This window comes from Prosthecobacter algae, from assembly GCF_039542385.1.
Lineage (GTDB): Bacteria > Verrucomicrobiota > Verrucomicrobiia > Verrucomicrobiales > Verrucomicrobiaceae > Prosthecobacter > Prosthecobacter algae.
This window is the reverse complement of sequence record NZ_BAABIA010000005.1, coordinates 127504-145911: the sequence shown is the minus strand read 5'-3', so window position 1 is coordinate 145911 and position 18408 is coordinate 127504. Positions and strand designations below refer to the sequence as shown.

Here is an 18408-nt window from a genome sequence, read left to right as displayed (position 1 = left end):
TGATCGCAAAGGTAAATGCGGGTCAGTTTTGTAAAGGGTGAGTTGGGGATTGATCTGTTTGACCCGTCTCAGCAGAAATGCGCGCCATTTGTATTCACATACAGCGAGTACAACGACTGGCTGGCCGTGATGAAAAGACGGTTCCGCTTTGGCCCACCAAAGCACAGGTTGCTGCCGGTTTCGGGAAGCTTGATGAGGCCGATGCGCTGACCTTCCGGAGAGAAGACATGGACTCCATCGTAGCCATCGCCGATCCACCCGGCCGTGGCCCAGACATTGCCGTCCACGTCGCAGCGGACGCCGTCGGAGCCGCCGTTGCCTGCTTTGTCCGTGAGAGCACCCTTGTTCACGGCAAACTCTTTATTCGCGTCCAGCTTCACTCCATCCACCACGTCATACACGCGGATGTTTTTGGCCGGGCCTGTATCCACGACGTACAGTTTTTTATAGTCAGGGCTGAAGCACAATCCGTTAGGCTTGGCCTCGGCGTCGCTCACTTTGGTGATCTTGCCATCGGGGGCGATGCGGTAAACGGCCTCCTTGTGATGCAGTTCGCCCTTGTTGCCTTCGTAGTCCATCATGCTGCCGTAGCCAGGGTCCGTGAACCACACGCCGCCATCGGGATGCACCACTGCATCGTTCGGCGCGTTGAGGGGTTTGCCTTCAAATTCGGCGGCGAGAACGGTGACTTTACCATTGAGTTCATAACGGGTCACACGGCGGTTTGCGTGCTCGCAGGAGATCTGGCGGCCCTGCCAGTCAAAGGTGTTGCCATTGCTGTTGCCGGAATTGTTCCGCATCATGCTCACGTGGCCATCTTCCGGCAGGTAGCGCATCTGCGCATTGTTCGGGATGTCGCTCCAGACGAGGTAATTGCCCGTACCATTCCAGGCCGGACCTTCTGCCCACAGCATGCCTGTGTGCAGACGACGGATGGGGGAGTTTCCCTGGATGTATTTGGAAAAAGCTGGCTCCAGGGCGATGACATCCGGGTCTGGATACCGCTCGGGGATCTGCCCGGTCCAGTCACGGGCGAAGGTGGAGGCTGCGGCAGCCGAAGAAGCGAGCGTGGTCAAAAACGTACGGCGGGTAGTGGTCATGGTGGCGTGGTTGTACCGGGTTCATCAACGGACGACAAGACCGCTTTTACGCGGCGAAGTGCCTGCAGCGTCCAGATCACCGGGTAAAGCCGCTCGTGGTACCACAAACGCGCAAAATACAGGCCGATGGGCGCGGCAGGAAAGTGCGTGCCATTCTGCGTTGCGTTCACCAGCCAGAGGGTGGCGCGTGTGGCGTAGTCCAGGGGCTCTTTCCCTGGCAGTAGCAGCAGAGCATTCAGCGCCACAGCGGTCTCCTCCAAAGAGGCGGGGGCGTGCAGATCCCCGCCCCAGCTTCCATCCGTCTTTTGTGTGGTCAGCAGGTAATGCCGACCGCTTTCGATGAGGTCGCCAGCCTGCGCGGCCAGGGCTTCGCTGCCGCTGAGATAGGCTACTACCTGGGCGGTGCCATAGACGGGATTTTCTTCATCGGCGGTGTGTTCATTGCCGAACCACAGGGGAATCCAGGAGCCATCGGCGCGCTGTGTGCGGCGCAGGTACTTTAAGGCTTGGCGCGTGCCCTCGGCCACCTTTTGCCGTTGCGCGGAAGGTAGCTCTTTCTCCCACAGCCACCAGGCTAGCAGGGCATGGGCCGTGAGTTCGGGTGTGCTGCGGTCAAACGGCAGGGTTCCCCAGCCACGGCAAAAGGTGGGCACGCCGCCATCGCGATTTTGCAGGTCCAGCAGCCAGGTGATGCCCGCCTGCGCAGGGCCTCCAGCGCCCTCTCCCGGCGTCAGCTTCATGGCGATCAAGGCCCCCGCTGTATCATCCGCATCTGGCACCCCGCCGGGCAGGTCCGTCCACGCCCAGCCACCTGGCGCTGCATTGGTAAAGGGGTGCATCGTTTGATACTGCTGCCCTTGCAGCCACTGGCGCACGCGCTCGTCCGTATGGCCCAGGGCTTTGCTGGCCAGGGTGGTACCCCAGGTGGCCAGATTCGTATCAATGGGCCAACTGCCATCGGCGCGCATGGAGCGTTTTAAAAACGCCACCGCCCCGGGGATGCAGGGGTGGTTTTTCTCCTCGGCTGCGGCCAGGGCCATGGTCACAAAGCTGGTTAGGGGTGTGGCCTCTAAGTAGCCGCCACTGCTGGGCTGAAGGGTCTTTAACATGGGCCGGATGCGTGGCCACAAAGCCGCCCGCAGCCATCGCAGCGGATTCCACCAGGCAGGAGGCGCATTTTTAAACCGCGCATGGCCGATGGCGATCAAGGCGGGCAGGGCATAACTGACCACGGGCAGGCCCACTGCGCCGAACCAAGAGCGTGGTAAAGCCGCCAGCTCAAACGGCAGGGGCAGTACGCGACGCCAGGCTTTTTTCCCCATCGTGCCGCCGATGGTGCACAGCATGAGGATGGGAACCGAAAAAGTCTTGTCCTTGCCATACCGCCCGATCACCGCCTGGGCAATCGCCTCGGGTTTCAATGAGCCGACCTGCCCCGTGATCCACTTCTCAGCCTTGGATATAGCCTGATCTGCCAGGCCTGTGGCTGCCTGAAGCGCACTCCAGCAGAGGAGGGTGGTGGAAAGATTGCTCTTGCTGATGGTGGTATCTCCCCAGCCTCCATCGTCATTCTGATGGGTGATGAGCCAGCGTGTGCCGGCTTCGATCATGTCGCGATGCGCCACGGCATCCACTCCCCGAAGGGCCACCACGGCGGTGGCGGTGGAGAGCGCACTGCTGGAAAGCTGCCCTTCCCAGTGGCCTGACTCCTGACGCAACGCCAGCAGGTGCGCTTCAGTATTCGCGAGAGCTAGGTGTACAGAATTTAACATGAGCGTCTGATTGTTCGTGCCGATACGCCGCGTTCAAGGAGAACCCTCATGAGATTTGCCCTCCTGCCGTTTCTTTTTTTCGCTACCGCTGTCACTGCCGACGAACCGCGCTGGTTCAAGGGGAACACGCACACCCATTCTCTGTGGAGTGACGGCAATGACTTCCCAGAGATGATCTGTGCCTGGTATAAGGACCAAGGGTATGACTTCCTCTGCATGTCGGATCACAACACCCTGGCAGAAGGTGATAAATGGGTGGCGGAATCCACCATTGAAAAGAAAAAGATCACCCTGGGCCGCAAGGTGGTGGAGAAATGCACCGAACGCTTTGGTGCCGACTGGTTGGTCACCCGCCCGACCGAGAAAGGCGGTGTGGAAGTGAAGCTGAAGACCCTGGAAGAATATCGCGGGAAGCTGGAGGTGCCAGGAAAGTTCCTGCTGGTGCAGGCGGAGGAAGTCAGCGCAGGCTTTGCCAAATCGCCCATTCACATCAATGCCATCAATCTCACGGAGGCGATACAGCCAGTGAAGGACCTGGTTTCCATCCGTGAGACGATGCGCACGAATTTGCAGGCCATCGCGGCGCAGGGGTTGAAAAAGGGCAAGCCCATCATGTCTCACCTAAATCATCCCAACTTTCGCTGGGCCGTGAGTGCCGAGGACATCGCCCACGTCATCGAGGACAAATTTTTCGAAGTTTATAACGGCCACCCTTCCACCTACCCTGAGGGTGACCCCGCGCGTGTGGATACCTCGACTGAGCGCGTCTGGGACATCGCCAATACCATCCGCCTCGTCGAGCTGAAGGCCGCACCGCTTTTCGCCCTGGGTACCGATGACAGCCATCATTACCATGGTGGTACAGCCACCTCGGGACGCGGCTGGGTCATGGTGAAGGCGGATAAGCTGGATGGCGATGCGCTGGTGGAAGCCATGCACCGGGGAGATTTCTACGCCTCCTGCGGGGTCACGCTGAAAGACGTCACCTTTGACAAAACCACCCGCAAACTCACCGTCAAAATTCAGGGTGAACCCGGCGTGAAATACACCACCGAATTCCGTGGTACGCCGAAGAACTACAACCGCGCTGTCCAAGAAGTGCCTGCCCCTGCCGATGACAACTACCCCGTGCGCCTGAAGCACAGCGAAGAAGTGGGCAAACTCCTCGCCAGCAGTGACAGCCTGGAATCCAGCTACCAAATGACAGGTGATGAACTCTACGTCCGCGCCATCATCATCTCCGATCAGGTCATGAAAAACCCGGCCACTCCTGGCCAGCTACAGAAAGCCTGGACACAACCGGTCGGCTGGCAGCCTTAAATCACCGACTGCAGGGTTTAAGACCGTCGGTACATCCTGCCTTTTTTGGATTTTAAGCGTCTTTACTTACTCGTGTTTGGCACCGTCTCATGGGTTGCCTTTGCCCGGCAGCGTGCCATCGTGGCGGCCTGATGGATGCATTGTTCGGATTCCTGGCCTTGCCTGGGCGCGCTTTCTTAAACTTCCTGGCTTACCTGGGGCAGTTGGGCGCGCTGGTGGGTGAGCTGTGGGAGTCTCTGACGAAGGGCACCCTGCGCCTGCGCCTCATGGCGGAGCAGATGGTCATGATCGGCTATGGCTCCCAGGCGGTGGTGCTGGTCACCGGGGCCTTCACGGGCGCGGTGTTCACGGCGCAATCGTATTTCAAATTCAAGGACTTCGGCATCGAGTCCACCGTGGGCGGCATCGTCAGCGTCTCCCTGTGCCGGGAACTGGGCCCCGTGCTGGCTGGACTCATGGTCACGGGCCGTGTGGGTGCCTCCATGGCGGCTGAAATCGGCACCCTGAAGGTGAGCGAGCAGATTGATGCCCTCCGCGTGATGGGGGCGCATCCGGTGGACTATCTGGTGTTGCCGCGTTTCCTGGCCATGCTGATTTCCATGCCGCTGCTCATCGCCGAGTGCATCGTCTTTGGCCTGGGGGCCTCGGTCATCGTGGGCACGGGTGTGTTTGGCATCCCTTTTGCCTGGTTCTGGGAGCATGTGCGGGACCATACCAATCTGGAGGACCTCAGCTTTGGCATGGTGAAGGGGTTCGTCTTCGGCATCCTCATCGTCATCATCTCCTGCCATCAGGGATTGGTCGCCTCCAATGGAGCCGTGGGCGTGGGTCTGGGCACCACGCGGGCAGTCGTGTTTTCCTCCTTGGCTCTGCTGGTGGCGAATTTCTTCCTCACCCTGCTGTTGAACTACTTTTTCCCCCTGGGGACTGCTCTGTGATGAACGAGCCCGCCCTCCCAGTCGTCAATCCAGACGTGCCTTTCATCCGCATCACCGGCTTGAAAAAAAGCTTTGGTGAGCAAAAGACGCTGCAAGGTGTGGATCTCACTATTCACCATGGCGAAACACTGGTGCTCATCGGCCCCAGCGGCGAGGGCAAAAGCGTGCTGCTCAAGCACATCATCGGCCTCCTGCATCCCGATGAAGGCCGGGTGGAGCTGGATGGCGTGGACCTGTGCAGTCTGAATGAACGGGAGTTGGTGAAGTTCCGCCGCCGCATGGGCTATCTCTTTCAAAACGCCGCCCTTTTTGACAGCCTCACCGTGGCTCAAAACGTGGCCTTCCCGCTGAAAGAAGCTGGTGTGACGAACCAGGACGACATTGATCAGCAAGTGCATGAGGCCCTGGAGCTGGTGGAACTGGCGGAGCACAAAGATAAGATGCCCATCAATCTCTCCGGCGGCATGCGCAAGCGTGTGGGCATCGCCCGCGCCATCATCTGCCGCCCTGAATGCGTCTTGTATGACGAGCCCACCGCCGGGCTCGACCCCATCGTCACGGACGTGATTGATCAGATGATCATCCGTCTGCAAAAGCGCTTCCGCGTCACCAGCATCGTCATCACCCATGACATGGGCAGCGTGTTCAAGATCGCCGACCGGGTGGCCATGCTGAAAAACGGCGTGGTCTCCTTCCTCGGAACGCGGGACGAGCTGCGTGCTTCCACGAATCCCGACATCCAAAATTTCATCGCCGGACGCTCCGGCCTCTGTGCCTAAGACCCGTATGACTAAAGATCGCAAAACAGAAATCCTCGTGGGCCTCTTCCTCCTCGTGGGCCTGCTGATGCTCGGCGGCATCATCCTGGAATTTGGCAGCCTGCGCACCCTCTTTCGCGACACCTACCGCCTGAAGGTGGCCTTTCCAAACGCCTCCGGCATCAAAGAAGGCTCCCCTGTCTTTCTTGGCGGGTCCAAAGTGGGCAAGGTGGTGAAGCACCCCGAACTCAATGAGACCTTCACCGGCGTCATCATGACGCTGGAGATCTTCGACGTCGTGGACATTCCTGTGGATGCTACGTTTGGCATCGGCTCCAAAGGCCTCATGGGAGATGCCCTGGTGGAGATCAAACCCAGCGGTCTCCTGTCGGACAAATTTCTGCCGCATGACTATGACAAAATCATCGAAGGCAGCAAATCCGGCGGCCTTTCCGACCTGCAAGGCCAGGCCGAAGTGGTGGCTAAGAAGGTGGACCTCGTCCTGGATGACGTGCGCACCGCCCTGGTGGATGTGAAAGCCGCCATGGAAAAGGTGAACAAGGGTGCTCTATCAGACACCACCATCACCGACTTCAAGGAAAGCATGGAGCACCTGAACAACACCATGACACGCGTGGATGAAAAAGTGCTGGGTGATGAAAATGCCAACAACCTCAAGGCTGCCATTGCCGATATCAAGGACGCTGCTGCCAGCTTCAAAGTCTCCGCCAAAAATGTCGAGGCCAGCACCCAGAAGCTCGGCCCCATGATTGACAAGTTGGACCCCGTCATCGCCAAGGCAGATACCGCCATGGCCACGGCCGATGCCTCCCTTAAATCCATCAAAACCGCCGCCGACAGCTTCTCCGTCGCTGCCCGCAATATCACTTCCGGCAAAGGTCTCCTGGGTGCCCTGATGAATGACCCGGAGCTGAAATCGGAATTCAAAGACCTCATCACCAACCTCAAGCGCAACGGCGTCATCTTCTATCGCAACAGCGCCGATAAAGAACGCACCCGCGAAGAATCGCAGAAGCCACCGCCTGTCTCACCCTTCCGCCGCTGAATACGGCACCTTCGGTCCTGCACTTCGCGGACCGATGGGTTCAAGGAGTGACGGCGTCCCGCCGTCTGCACGATGCCCTCCCACAGAATGCATCCACCCCTTAATTCCTCGACATCGAAGTCTCCAAAATTCTGGAGCTTCGCGTCAGAACCTAAACTTCACGTCAAATCCGAACTCAGCACCGAGTGAGCGCTGCGCAGGGCCAGATCTTTGGCCTGGGTGACGACGCGTGTCGCCGTGGCATCGAACTTGTAGGCGTGGCAGCTCGGACAGGTGACGGCACGGGCCACCACGATGGACCCACAGCCTTCGCAGACTTTATACTGCTCGGGATGGCTGGTGATCTTCTCGGCCTGTTTCAGCCGTTGATCTTTGGACTCGTCGGGTGCGCTCATGAATGTCTTCTCATGTTACGCCGCTGCCACCCAAAGCGCAACGTTCGGCCCTTAAGAAATTTATTTCCGAGGACGGACCTTGATCTCCACGCGGCGATTTAGCCCCTGTTCTTCCACCGTGCCGGTGGTGGGAACGATGGGCTTGGTCTTGCCCATGCCGGCGGCTTGGATGCGGTCCACACCCAGGCGCAGGGAGTCGCGCAGCCACTGCACCACGGCATTGGCGCGGCGGATGCTCAGTTCCAAATTGTATTCATCCCCGCCGTAGCTGTCGGTATGACCTTCGATGATGAAGAGGGAATTCGGGTTTTTTTCGATCAGAAAACCCAGCTTCATCAGGCTCAGGCGGGCACCTTCGGCCAGTTGGTCGCTGCCGTATTCGAAGAGCAGGTCCGTGGGCATCAAAATGGGAGCCGTACTGCCGCCCATGCTGCCACCCCCACCCAGGAGGTCATCCAGGTTGCTGAAGCCTTTCACCCGCTGCCCGGCACCGTCGCCCTGGCCTTGGGCCTTCACCTGATCCAGAAGCTTCATGTCCACCTTGCCGCCATCCACAGGGTCCAGGCCACCGGCATCCAGCAGCATCTGTTTTTCAGAAACGGGCTTGGACAGCACATCCCGGCGCACGCTGGCCATCTCCGTTGCCAAGTCCGGCGTTGCGATGGCCTGGGGAGCGAGCATGGCGGCCATGTCGGGCATTTTGCCGCCCGGCGTCTTGCCATCGCCGGGGTCATTGGCGCGGATGAAATTGGTCACGTCTTTGACGTTCGGCGTCAGGTCGATCTCCTGATTCTCAGGCACCATCTGGGCCTTGTCGAAGTTGTCCAAATTCGGCTCAAAGGATTTGATATCCGGCTGGTTACCCGGTGCGATCAGTTCAGGAATTTCCTGGATGGCCTTTTGCTCCTGCAGCTTCTTGGGATCAATTTTAATCCGCTCGGGTACCTTGTTGATCACCACCTTGGAGGGCGCGCTGGTTCCCAGGAAACGGCTGATTTTGTCAAAACTCACGTACAGCAGCCCATGCATCAAAAAGGAAAGGATGAGGGCAAACATGATCCACCACTTCAGGCTCCAGTCCTCACGGGAGCGGAAGGAAGAGCGCGGAGTCGAACTCCAGGTCGTGGATTGAGGGACGTTAGCCATGAGGGCGGGAGACAGTAACACGCAATGAGCGTTCAGGAAAATTCAATCTCCGTGCAATGAATCCCAGTAAAATAGGGCCGGACTTGAACTGTTTCACGTAATCTTCCGTCAGAGAACTGTTGTGTACCCCCTTTTTCGTCTCTGCCTGCCACTCCTCTTGGCCACGCTATGCGTGCCTGCCAAGGCTGCGCAATGCCTCGTCATTGGCGACAGCCTGACCAAGGAATACGAGGTGGAATTTCCCGCTCTCTTCCCAGTCAACCCCGACTCCTGGGACTCGCGTAATTGGGCTGAAATCCTGCACGAGCACCGCAATGCCTCGTTTGATTTGGGCGAATTCAGGGCTTATGCCGACCCTCGACTCACCGGGCATGAGCACAACTGGGCCTTCCCCGGTGCGACGACGACGGAGATCCGCACGCAGCTCAGCCGCATCCAGAATTTTTGGTGGATCATGGAACTGGAAGGCCAAATCGAAGATGCCGCTGAACGCATCGTCATCTTCGCCGGCGGCAATGATGTGGATAGCTACTACGGCCAGATCTACAACGGGGCTTCCCCCACGACCTACATCAATGCCACCCGGGATAACCTTCAGTGGATCGTCAATTACGTGCGTGGGGTGAAGTCCTCCCTGCCCATTGTGCTCGTCTCCGTCCCGCATCTGGGCTGTGCGCCGGATGTGCAGCGGCAGTACCCGACGGACCCAGTGAAAACCGCCCGCGTCACGGCTGCACTCGATAGCCTCAATGCCCAGCTCGCCACCTTTGCGCAGAGCAAGGGCATCGGTTTTGTCCCCGGCGTCTATCAGTTTACCAAGGACATCATCAGCGGCCCCTTTCGCATCGGCGGTATTGATTTTTTTAAGGAGGCCGATCCCGATTCCCGGCCCCGTTACGCCTTCTCAGGCGATGGTTTCCACCCCGCCACCAGTGCTCATGGAAAGATCGCCCAGATGGTCATCGAGGCCTTCCGGGCCATGGATGTCGCCCCCCAGATCACCCCGCTGACGGATCGGGAAATCGTCACCGACATTTTGGGCCTAGATGCCGATCTCCCATTCAAAGAATGGATCGCCACGCAAGGCATCACCAATGGTCAAACCGCGCCTCAGGATGATCCCGATGGCGACGGCCTAACGAATGCCGTGGAATTCGCCCTGGAAGGGGCCTCCGCCTCCGTGGCCACGCCCAGCCTCATTCTGCCGCAGGTCGAAAATGGCAGCGTGGATCGACAGCTCGTCTGGACCTATCGCCTCCGCCCACCCGCTGCCGAATGGGCCCCGCCACGCCTACAGCAGTCCGTCAATCTGGTGAACTGGACCGATCTTCCCCCCAGTGCCATCACCATGAATCCCGATGGCACCCAGTCTGCGCGCCTACCCTTGATCGGGCGCGGGTTCATGCGGCTGAAGGTGGACCGATGATCACCGTGCAGCCCGGCGTAGCTCTGCCGCTTTGGCTCGAAGTTCGGCTGCCTTTTTGGCCAGGTCCGCCGTCTCAGGCTGGCTGGCATACACGCTCTCTCTTTTCTGGCTGTAGGCTGTGCCCGCCTGGTCCGCTGCAACCAGTAAAGCTGAAAGCTCAGGCACCTGCCGCGCTTGGAGGTGGATATGTCGTTCGCTCTCCGCATACGCAGCCTTGGCCTCGTCTCGTGCTGCCGCATCTCCTTGGCTTATCATGGCTGCCATCTTGTCGAAAGCTGCGGTTCGCTGCGCCCGAGCATCTGCTAGAGCTGGATGCGTTTTCAGCGCTGCTTCAGAGGTCATCAAAGCCTTGGTGGATTCCTCGTGTAGGGCTTTGAGTGCAGGATCGCGGTCATCAATGTTCGGGATCCGTTGGTGCATCTCACGATCCATCTTAAAGGCCTGTCGGCTCAGTTGTCGCGCTTCCTCTTTGGGGTCTGCGTGTGCCAGGGAGATCGTGAGAAAAAAGGTCAGAGCAGCAGCGAGAATTTTCATGGTCAGGATGAAGAGTGGGCCAGTCATTCATGATACACCGTTCTATTCATCCAGGTTTCTACGGGTGAGGCATCGGGATCAAAACTTCTGAGTTGGCTGCCCGCTACACCTCGCCGCAAGTTTCCTCACGCAGCCTTGCGTATTGTCTTCTCCATGAAATTCGCCTTCGCCATCTTGGCTGTCTTTTCCACCCTGGCTCTCTTCGGGCAAGACCTGCCTCCTCTGGATCTTCCCGGCGTGCGCGAGCAGCATGTATGGATACCCATGCGCGATGGAGTCCGCCTTTCGGCCTATCTTTACTTGCCGGAGGGGGAAGGGAAGTGGCCGGTCGTTTTTGAGCAACGCTACGCCACCCTCACCAGCAGCGGTTCGCGAAAAAACTCGGCCGAACTCGCCCGCCGTGGATACGCCGTGGCCATGGTAAACTTCCGCGGTGCTCAGCGCAGCGAGGGGCGCTACGTGGGGTATCGGGCCCTCGGTTGGGGAGAGCAGAAAGATGGTTATGACACCTGCGAATGGCTGGCCACCCAGCCCTGGTGCACGGGCAAGGTGGGCAGCTTTGGCGGTTCTCAGGGCGGCTTTGCGCAGAACTTCCTCGCCGTCACCCAGCCGCCGCACCTGGCCTGCCAGTACATGGTGGATACCGGCACCAGCCTTTTTCATGAGGGCTACCGCATCGGCGGCATCACACGCCCCGGTCGTTTTGCTGACTTCGGCGCGAACTGCCGCAACCCTGAAGACAATGCGGCGCTGCTGAAGGAGTGGGATGCACACCCGGACTACGATGACTACTGGAAGGTCGAAGACACCCGGCCCCACTTTGCCAAAATGACCGTTCCCTGCTTCACCATCGGCAGTTGGTATGACTTCATGGTCCAGGGCAGCATCCACAGCTTCATCGGGCGTAAGCCGCATGCCTTTCAGCAACTTTTGTTAGGCCCCTGGCTGCATGGCCGCCTGAATAAAGGCAGTAAGGTGGGCGACCTCACGTATCCTGAAAACGCCATCTGGCCGGAGGTGGACCACATGGTGCGCTGGTTTGACCACTGGCTGAAAGGCGTGGACAACGGCATCGAAAAGGAACACGCCGTCCGCTACTACGTCATGGGGGCCGTGGGCGAGCCCGGTGCCCCTGGCAATGTGTGGCGTGAGGCCGCCGACTGGCCCCCGGCCACCACCGCTACTCCTTTTTATCTCCATTCTCACGGCCTGCTAACGACCGAGACCCCCACTTCGCCCACCAGCAGCACGAGTTATGAGTGCGATCCCCGCCGGCCCATGGAAATCCCCGGCCGCGCCTTTCCGGGGGCCAAAGATGCCCAGGCGGTGGAGCAGCAAAAAGACGTCCGCACCTGGACCACCGCTCCCCTCACCACGCCGCTGGAAATCACCGGCGAAATCCACGCCGATCTCTGGGTCACCTCCACCGTTCCGGATACCGACTTCATCCTCCGCGTCTCCGATGTCTATCCCGATGGCCGCAGCATCCTGCTCATGGATTACCCCCTGCGTGCCCGTTACCGCGAAGGTTTTGACAAGCAGGTTCTCCTCTCCCCCGGCCAGCCTGCCCGGCTGAAATGGACCATCGGCCACACCAGCCTCATCCTCAATGCCGGCCACCGCCTCCGCATCACCCTCACCAGCACCGGTGCCCCATTGTATGAGCCTAACAACCAAACCGGCGGCCCCCAGACCGCTACCTGGCTGGCTGAAACCCAGCCCGGCACCCACACCATCCTGCATGAAAAGGAACACCGCTCGCGGGTGTTGCTGCCGGTGATGCCTGGGGAAAGCAAACCCTAGGGAGAGGGAAGATCATGGAGCTGACACCCTCAGCATTCCAACGACGTATTTTCTCCTTCTGGAGCTTCTAACAACGCTCTACAGGGAGGAAGTGCTGTGTCGAATTAGGATGATCAAGGCCATCTGACAAAGACTTTCAGCACAGCGTCCTACATCAGCTGATGCGCTGTTGCCCATTGCCGGATCATGGACATCACCACGCCGTTCACGGGTCGGTTATGGTAGGCTTGGATTTGCACGATCTTGCGGCTGAGTACTCGCACTTCCAGGGTGGCATAAGATTTCAGATCCGTCTGCCCATCGGCATGGGTTTCATAGCGGCGCAGACTGAAGATGGCGGAGTGCCCCTGCTTGCAGCGGTGGGCATAGCCCGCCACGCAGTGGTTCATCACCTTACCCTCCGCCTTCAGTTCAGGGACGGAGCAGAGTTCCTCCATTTGCCACGGGCTCACGGGCCCATGCTTGGCAGTTTTCTGCACAGGTTGGTTGCCAGGAGGGGAGACCAGCGGGAGGCGGCCAGCCGGGACAGTTCTGCCTTGGCCACCGCCTGCTGCACCTGCTTCTCCGTCAGCAAATGGCCGTTCTCCTTCAGCAGTCGCGTCACCCACCGGATGCTGTGGTGGATGAGCCTGCTCAACGGCAGTTTTAACAAAGCCTCCACCTGACCCGCGCGTCCCTCCATGTCAGCCACCGCCAGGGCTTGCGTGACCACGGTCCAGTGGCTGGCCGCCTCCTCTGGCCCAGCGGCGAATTTTTCCAGCAGTCGCGTATAGACGCCATGGCGGTAAAGCTCTTGGGTGACCCCGCTGGCCAAAACCGCCCTCCGCAGTGCCGAGGTTGCCTGGAGGAGATCCATCTGAGTCTCCCAGATGGCCAAAGGAAGAGACGCGCTCTCCTGACGGCCTAACGTTAAGTGTAAAACTCGGTTCGACACGCTGGCTGGAAATCCAGGCACCTTGCGCAGGCTCTGGCCGAAACCCAGTGCGCACCAGCAGTCGCGTTCGAAGTGCTCCAAAGGTCCTTTCACGAGCCACGCCGCATCCATAAAGCGCGGCACCGGGTACCGGGCCAGCAGATGCCGCAGGAAGTCCGCCCACTGAGAGGCAGCATCGTCTTGTGGACGGGGTTGCCAGTCCTCAGGAGCTTGTAACCAGCGGTCTTCATAGGCACTTAATCGCGTGAGAGCAGGCACCAGGGCAAGCTCCGTGGGATGGATTTCGTGGAACACGCGGCTACGTGTTTCTAAAATCGTCACCAGACGGATGCAGGTTTGTTTCAGGGCACGCAGATCCTGCCTCCTGAAACATCGCGCCAGGGCATGAGCATGCTGGCGCAGGCAATTGTTACGCAGCGTGCGCGCCTTCCAGGCACGCCCCGCGAGGATGGCCGACAAGGTCGGCCCTTGAGGGCACGCCGAAGCCTGCCCATGATGGGTATTCATGATTTTCTAATGCAAAAATGGGTCTTGATCCTCCCGTCGCGCCTAGGCGCAGGAGTTTAACTTCCCAGCTTCGTGGCCAGGACCTCTGCGTTCAGAGGATCAAGCAAATGAGAATAGAATCATGATGGCTGAAGCCTAACCGATGACACGACACTTGCCAACAACGACGTGGCTGTTTTTTTGCAGGTGCACTCGTTGCGGCCTCGCAAAGATAAAGCTATCTGGATCTACTGGCTCAAAAGAGGGAGAATCAAGCCAGCTTCCAGTTCCTTTTTCTTGGTAAGCCATCGAAAAGTGCCTCCTCTACCTCTATCTAGGGAGGAGGCTGCTTAGCAAGCTGTGAAACTCCAGATGCAATGCTAGACTCATGACAGGCTTCGATTTGCACAGCTCTGTAACAGCTTGCTGAATCTGCTTTGGAGTGGGTTGTATTTGAGAACGGTTGTAGTCCTTGAGCCACACCGATAGCCGTGAAACAGCTTTGTGCCGTAGTGATTCGCTAGAGTCTCGTGTGAGCTGCAAGAGACAAGGGAGCTGCTCCCATTTTCCTCTTTTACAAAGTAGTTGGAATGCACGGAGGCGCACGACGTCAGATTCTTCGCTGCTAAGCATTGAGGTAATGATATCCATCGTTAAGGCGTAAGGTCTGCGTTGAAGCAAGGCCGTCGCTAATTTGCCTAAAGTTGGACTGCTGACGTTCAGCATTTCTTTTTTCAGCCATGGCAATGACTGATCAAAGTGAGCCGTTGCGAAGCAGCGTAGTGCAGATGCTCTGACACGAACACTTGAATGATTTAGCCAAGGCAGGTAATCGTCGGTAAGCCATTGACCCTTGGATTCATGAAAACCCAGAATGGAGATCGCAATCATCTGATTGGAACTGGACAAAATCTTCAGTGCCTCCGCATAACGACTCTGCAGCTCTTCAGATGAAATGTCTTTCGACAAATAATACTGCGCGAATGTGCGCATGCTTGAAGTGGGATCGAACAGGGCCTTTGTGAGAAGTTCTGTAGCTTGGCTTAATTGCCTTTCCGAAAATCGATGCCATGCATACCGCCGCAACAGCGAGCGTCTAGACGTGATCGCGCGTAGCAGAAGATGGTCAGGTAGTTCAGAATCTTTCGTGTGAAGATGCTTCAGTAAAAGCACCCCAAGCATGGGATCTGCATGTGTGAGCAAAGCTTGTTGAAGCTCTGAATTTTTTAATGAACCGCCTTTTGCAAGCTGAGAGAAAATCAATTGGCGGGATCGAGTGCCTGAAGACGGCAAGGCACTCAAAAGCAGTGGAGAAATTTCCGGTGCAGCCAACCGCTCAATCAAAGTTTGGACCCATGGCGATGACTGTCCGCGTCCTCGTTCGGTGAGTGCTGCCAAGATGGGGGCACACTGAATGATCTGCCTGATATCAATAAAATCAGAGCATGATGAAAACCACTGATGAGCCGCTGCCTGAACTTGGGGCACCCAGTCGTTGAGCCGCAAAAGAACGTATGGGAGCGCCTCGGAATCTTTGGAACTGGCAAGTTTTGCCACGGCTTTTTCACGTCTCCATCCGCTTGCTGCTAAGGTGCTTAGTTTCCAACCTTCGGTCGATAAGGCGAGAAACTTATGGCCGTCATGATTAAATGTGGACCAGCTTTCACGAATCAAGCTTTCCAAGGCGGTAATTTGACTGGCGTCCAGTTGAGGAAGCAATTGAGCGACTATCCGTTCTGCGAAATCACGATTTTTTTCGCTGGGGTGGTGAATGAAGGGCAACAAGTACGGCAAGGCTGCAATGTTGTTTGTGGCGTGGATTTTTTCCAATATGGCTGGTAGTGGATCACTCCATTGGAACAAGCCTTTCCGAGGCCCACGGGACGTCAGTTCGTTCAGTAGGAACAGTAAGGCCGAATCAGGCTTGGGAAACACGCAGCAACCCTTCCGAGGTGTCGTAATCCGTCAATGAAAGATGCCTTGTGACCTTTGCGAAAAATCAGTTCATCTCAAGAACTCGGGCAAATAGAGAACTCTCCGAATCACCCAAACAACACCATCTGCCCTGCATCCGCATCATTCGTTAGGCGAGTCTTCTTAACTTTGGCGGGCACACTCGTCGGTATCGGCACATGCGTCACGCTCTCCGCCGGTTGATGCCCGGCTTCCAACTGCGCCAGCACTTCTTTAGCCCGCTCAATGACGTTCTCTGGCAGGCCGGCGAGGCGGGCCACCTGGATGCCGTAGCTTTTCTCCGCGCAACCGGGCAGGATCTTGCGCAGGAAGATGATCTGCTGGTTCCATTCCTTCACGGCCACGTTGTAGTTCTTCACCGCGCTACGGCTTTGGGCCAGGGCCGTGATCTCGTGGTAGTGGGTGGCAAACAAAGCGCGCGCGCCAATGTGGTCGTGCAGGTGCTCGGCCACGCTCCAGGCAATGCTCAGTCCATCAAAGGTGCTGGTGCCGCGGCCGATCTCATCCAGGATGACGAGGCTGCGCTCCGTGGCGTTGTTCAGGATCAGCGCCGTCTCATTCATCTCCACCATGAAGGTGGATTGGCCACGGGCCAGGTCGTCGCTGGCACCGATGCGGGTAAAGATGCGGTCCACCAGACCGATCTCCGCGCTGGTGGCGGGTAAGTAACTGCCGATCTGCGCCATGAGGGTGAGCAGCGCCGTCTGCCGCAGGTAGGTGCTTTTGCCCGCCATGTTCGGCCCGGTGATGAGGATGAGGCGGCTTTCCTCAGGCTCCAGCGTCACGTCATTGGGCACAAAACGTTCGCCACTGGTCAGGTTCTGATCCAGCACCGGGTGGCGGCCATCGCGGATGAAAAGATGCCGCGTGTCATTGAGGACGGGGCGCGTGTAGTTGAACAACCGTGCCGTCTCCGCCAGGGAGCAAAGCGCATCCAGTACCGCCAGCACGGCCGCTGTTTCCTGAATCTCTGCCAGATGTGTGAGCACCCGGCTGCGCAGGCCGATGAATTCCTCATACTCTAATACCTTGCTGCGTTCCTCAGCGCCCAGGATTTTATCCTCCATGCGCTTGAGCTCATCCGTGATGTAGCGCTCGCCATTCACCGTGGTCTGCTTGCGATGGTAGTCGGCCGGCACGCTGCCTACGTTCGCTTTGGTGATCTCGATGAAATAACCAAACACGGCGTTATACTTGATCTTCAGGCTCTTGATGCCCGTGCGTTCGATCTCGCGATTTTGTAAATCGGCGATCCACTGGCGGCCTAACGTGGAAGCATCGCGCAGCTCATCCAGCTCCGGCAGGTAACCCGGGCGGAAGACGCCCCCTTCCTTGATTTGCATGGGCGGCTCTTCCACCAGCGCCTGCTGGATCTGGGTGGCCAGGGCAGAGAGGTCATGAAGGTTCACCAGCAGCCGGGCAAAGTCCGCACTGCGCGCCTGCTCCATCGCCATTTTCAGCGAAGGCACCACTTCCAAAGAGGCGGCCATGGCCAGCAGATCGCGCCCATTGCCGCTTCCCTGGCTGAGGCGGCTGCTGGTGCGCTCCAGATCCCGCACCTCTTTGAGTAGTGTGCGCAACTGGCCTAACAAAAGGGATTCTGCCAGCAGCGTGGCCACCATGTCCTGCCGCTGCGTCAGTTGCTCCAGATCCCGCAGCGGGTGCAGCACCCAGTGGCGCAGCTTGCGCCCCCCCATGGGCGTGCAGGTGCGGTCCAGCGCACTCAGCAAAGTATGTTGGGCGCCACCGCGTGCCGTCACCAGTTCCAGGTGGCTCTGGCTCGCCGCATCAATGAGCACAAAATCACTCGTCTGGGCCACACGCAGACGCTGGATGTGGTCCACATTTCGCCGCAATTGAAATTGCAGATACTGCAGGATGCAGCCGGCCGCACACAGCGCTGCCGTCAGGCCCTGGCAGCCGAAACCATCCAGAGACTTCACCTTAAAATGCTGCGTCAGCGCGTGGTCCGCCTGATCTTCCAAGAAAAGGTACCCCTCCACGGCCAGGGCGCAGGCGGGGCTGCCGAGAGACTCGATCAAATCCCGCTGCTCCTCACTGTGCAGCAGCTCACTGGCCTGGATGCGCTCCAGCTCATCCACTAGGTCCACCGCTTCCTTAAATTCCGCCACCTCAAATTCCCCCGTGGTGAGGTCCACATAGGCCAGGCCCAGCTTTTTTGCCGTGCGAAAGACCGCCGCCAGGTAGTTCGACCGGTTCGATTCCAGAAGGTTGAGGTCATTGATCGTCCCCGCGCTGAGGATCTGCGAAACCGCCCGCTCCACGATCTTTCCAGGCACTGGGTCCGTCGTCTGTTCTGCGATGGCCACCCGCTTGCCCGCCCTGATCAGCTTCGCAATGTAGCCCTGGGAGGCGTGGTGGGGCACCCCGCACATCGGCACGCCATTGCGCTTGGTCAGGGAGACATTCAGCAGGGGGGCCGCCGTCTTGGCATCCTCAAAAAAAAGCTCGTAGAAATCCCCCAGGCGGAAAAACAGCAGCACATCCTCCGGAAGCTCCCGCCGGATGGCGAGATACTGCTTCATCATGGGGGTGGCGCTGGCGTCGGACATGGCTCAATCAGGCGGCCCAGGCTTGGCTGTCAAGGGGTCAACGGTCAAGGAGGGAAGTTCGTCCGACCTCCATTACCAGGCAAAAAATGGCCGTGTCTTTACATCACCCCCTTGGGCAGAAACCAGGGGTCCGGCCCCTTTGTCCTCCCTGGCCAGAGGGCTCCCCATGAACAAACAAGTTGC

15 protein-coding genes are annotated in these 18408 nt (G+C 58.5%); 6 read left to right on the top strand and 9 right to left on the bottom strand.

From position 1 onward, the window contains the following. Positions 1-68: 68 nt before the first annotated feature. Positions 69-1100, bottom strand: coding sequence for an SMP-30/gluconolactonase/LRE family protein (locus ABEB25_RS12895; protein ID WP_345736819.1), 1032 nt, complete (start codon positions 1098-1100; stop codon positions 69-71). Further along, a complete protein-coding gene (locus ABEB25_RS12890) occupies positions 1097-2872 on the bottom strand; it encodes a prenyltransferase/squalene oxidase repeat-containing protein (protein ID WP_345736818.1) in 1776 nt (591 codons plus the stop codon). Before ABEB25_RS12890 ends, ABEB25_RS12895 begins: the two co-directional genes overlap by 4 nt. Positions 2873-2920: 48 nt before the next feature. Between ABEB25_RS12890 and ABEB25_RS12885 the strand changes: the two genes are divergently transcribed. The 4 genes from ABEB25_RS12885 (at position 2921) to ABEB25_RS12870 (ending at position 6954) form a co-directional block, all read left to right on the top strand. Further along, entirely contained in the window at positions 2921-4192 is a 1272-nt protein-coding gene (locus ABEB25_RS12885; RefSeq protein WP_345736817.1) for a PHP domain-containing protein, read from the top strand. A gap of 131 nt (positions 4193-4323) precedes the next feature. Continuing rightward, entirely contained in the window at positions 4324-5130 is an 807-nt protein-coding gene (locus ABEB25_RS12880) for an MlaE family ABC transporter permease (RefSeq protein WP_345736816.1), read from the top strand. Further along, a complete protein-coding gene (locus tag ABEB25_RS12875) occupies positions 5130-5909 on the top strand; it encodes an ABC transporter ATP-binding protein (protein WP_345736815.1) in 780 nt (259 codons plus the stop codon). Before ABEB25_RS12880 ends, ABEB25_RS12875 begins: the two co-directional genes overlap by 1 nt. A 7-nt stretch (positions 5910-5916) precedes the next feature. Beyond that, a complete protein-coding gene (locus ABEB25_RS12870) occupies positions 5917-6954 on the top strand; it encodes an MlaD family protein (protein ID WP_345736814.1) in 1038 nt (345 codons plus the stop codon). 158 nt (positions 6955-7112) lie between these two features. Here ABEB25_RS12870 and ABEB25_RS12865 read toward each other — a convergent pair whose 3' ends face one another. Beyond that, positions 7113-7349, bottom strand: a complete 237-nt coding sequence (locus ABEB25_RS12865) for a hypothetical protein (protein WP_345736813.1) — start codon at positions 7347-7349, stop codon at positions 7113-7115. A 60-nt stretch (positions 7350-7409) separates the two neighbouring features. Next, positions 7410-7751: an OmpA family protein gene (locus ABEB25_RS24515; protein ID WP_425572061.1), complete on the bottom strand. Its 342-nt coding sequence runs from the start codon at positions 7749-7751 to the stop codon at positions 7410-7412. A 916-nt stretch (positions 7752-8667) separates the two neighbouring features. Here ABEB25_RS24515 and ABEB25_RS12855 point away from each other — a divergent pair. Then, positions 8668-9921: an SGNH/GDSL hydrolase family protein gene (locus ABEB25_RS12855; protein ID WP_345736811.1), complete on the top strand. Its 1254-nt coding sequence runs from the start codon at positions 8668-8670 to the stop codon at positions 9919-9921. Here ABEB25_RS12855 and ABEB25_RS12850 read toward each other — a convergent pair whose 3' ends face one another. After that, positions 9922-10455, bottom strand: a complete 534-nt coding sequence (locus tag ABEB25_RS12850) for a hypothetical protein (RefSeq protein ID WP_345736810.1) — start codon at positions 10453-10455, stop codon at positions 9922-9924. Positions 10456-10608: 153 nt separating this feature from the next. Here ABEB25_RS12850 and ABEB25_RS12845 point away from each other — a divergent pair, with 153 nt between their 5' ends. Beyond that, entirely contained in the window at positions 10609-12258 is a 1650-nt protein-coding gene (locus tag ABEB25_RS12845) for a CocE/NonD family hydrolase (RefSeq protein WP_345736809.1), read from the top strand. Positions 12259-12407: 149 nt separating this feature from the next. Here the strand turns inward: ABEB25_RS12845 and ABEB25_RS12840 are convergent, their stop codons facing one another. The 4 genes from ABEB25_RS12840 to mutS all read right to left on the bottom strand — a co-directional run bounded on the left by ABEB25_RS12840 (position 12408) and on the right by mutS (position 18225). Further along, positions 12408-12710 (bottom strand): PcfJ domain-containing protein, encoded by a 303-nt coding sequence (locus ABEB25_RS12840; RefSeq protein WP_345736808.1) that lies wholly within the window; start codon positions 12708-12710, stop codon positions 12408-12410. Further along, positions 12707-13699, bottom strand: coding sequence for a hypothetical protein (locus ABEB25_RS12835; protein WP_345736807.1), 993 nt, complete (start codon positions 13697-13699; stop codon positions 12707-12709). Before ABEB25_RS12835 ends, ABEB25_RS12840 begins: the two co-directional genes overlap by 4 nt. 309 nt (positions 13700-14008) lie before the next feature. Further along, complete coding sequence (locus tag ABEB25_RS12830; protein ID WP_345736806.1) at positions 14009-15508, bottom strand: HEAT repeat domain-containing protein; 1500 nt, start codon at positions 15506-15508, stop codon at positions 14009-14011. Between the two features lie 212 nt (positions 15509-15720). Further along, positions 15721-18225 carry a DNA mismatch repair protein MutS gene (gene mutS / locus ABEB25_RS12825; protein WP_345736805.1) on the bottom strand — a complete coding sequence of 835 codons (2505 nt, stop codon included), beginning with the start codon at positions 18223-18225 and terminating at the stop codon, positions 15721-15723. Between the last annotated feature and the right edge of the window lie 183 nt (positions 18226-18408).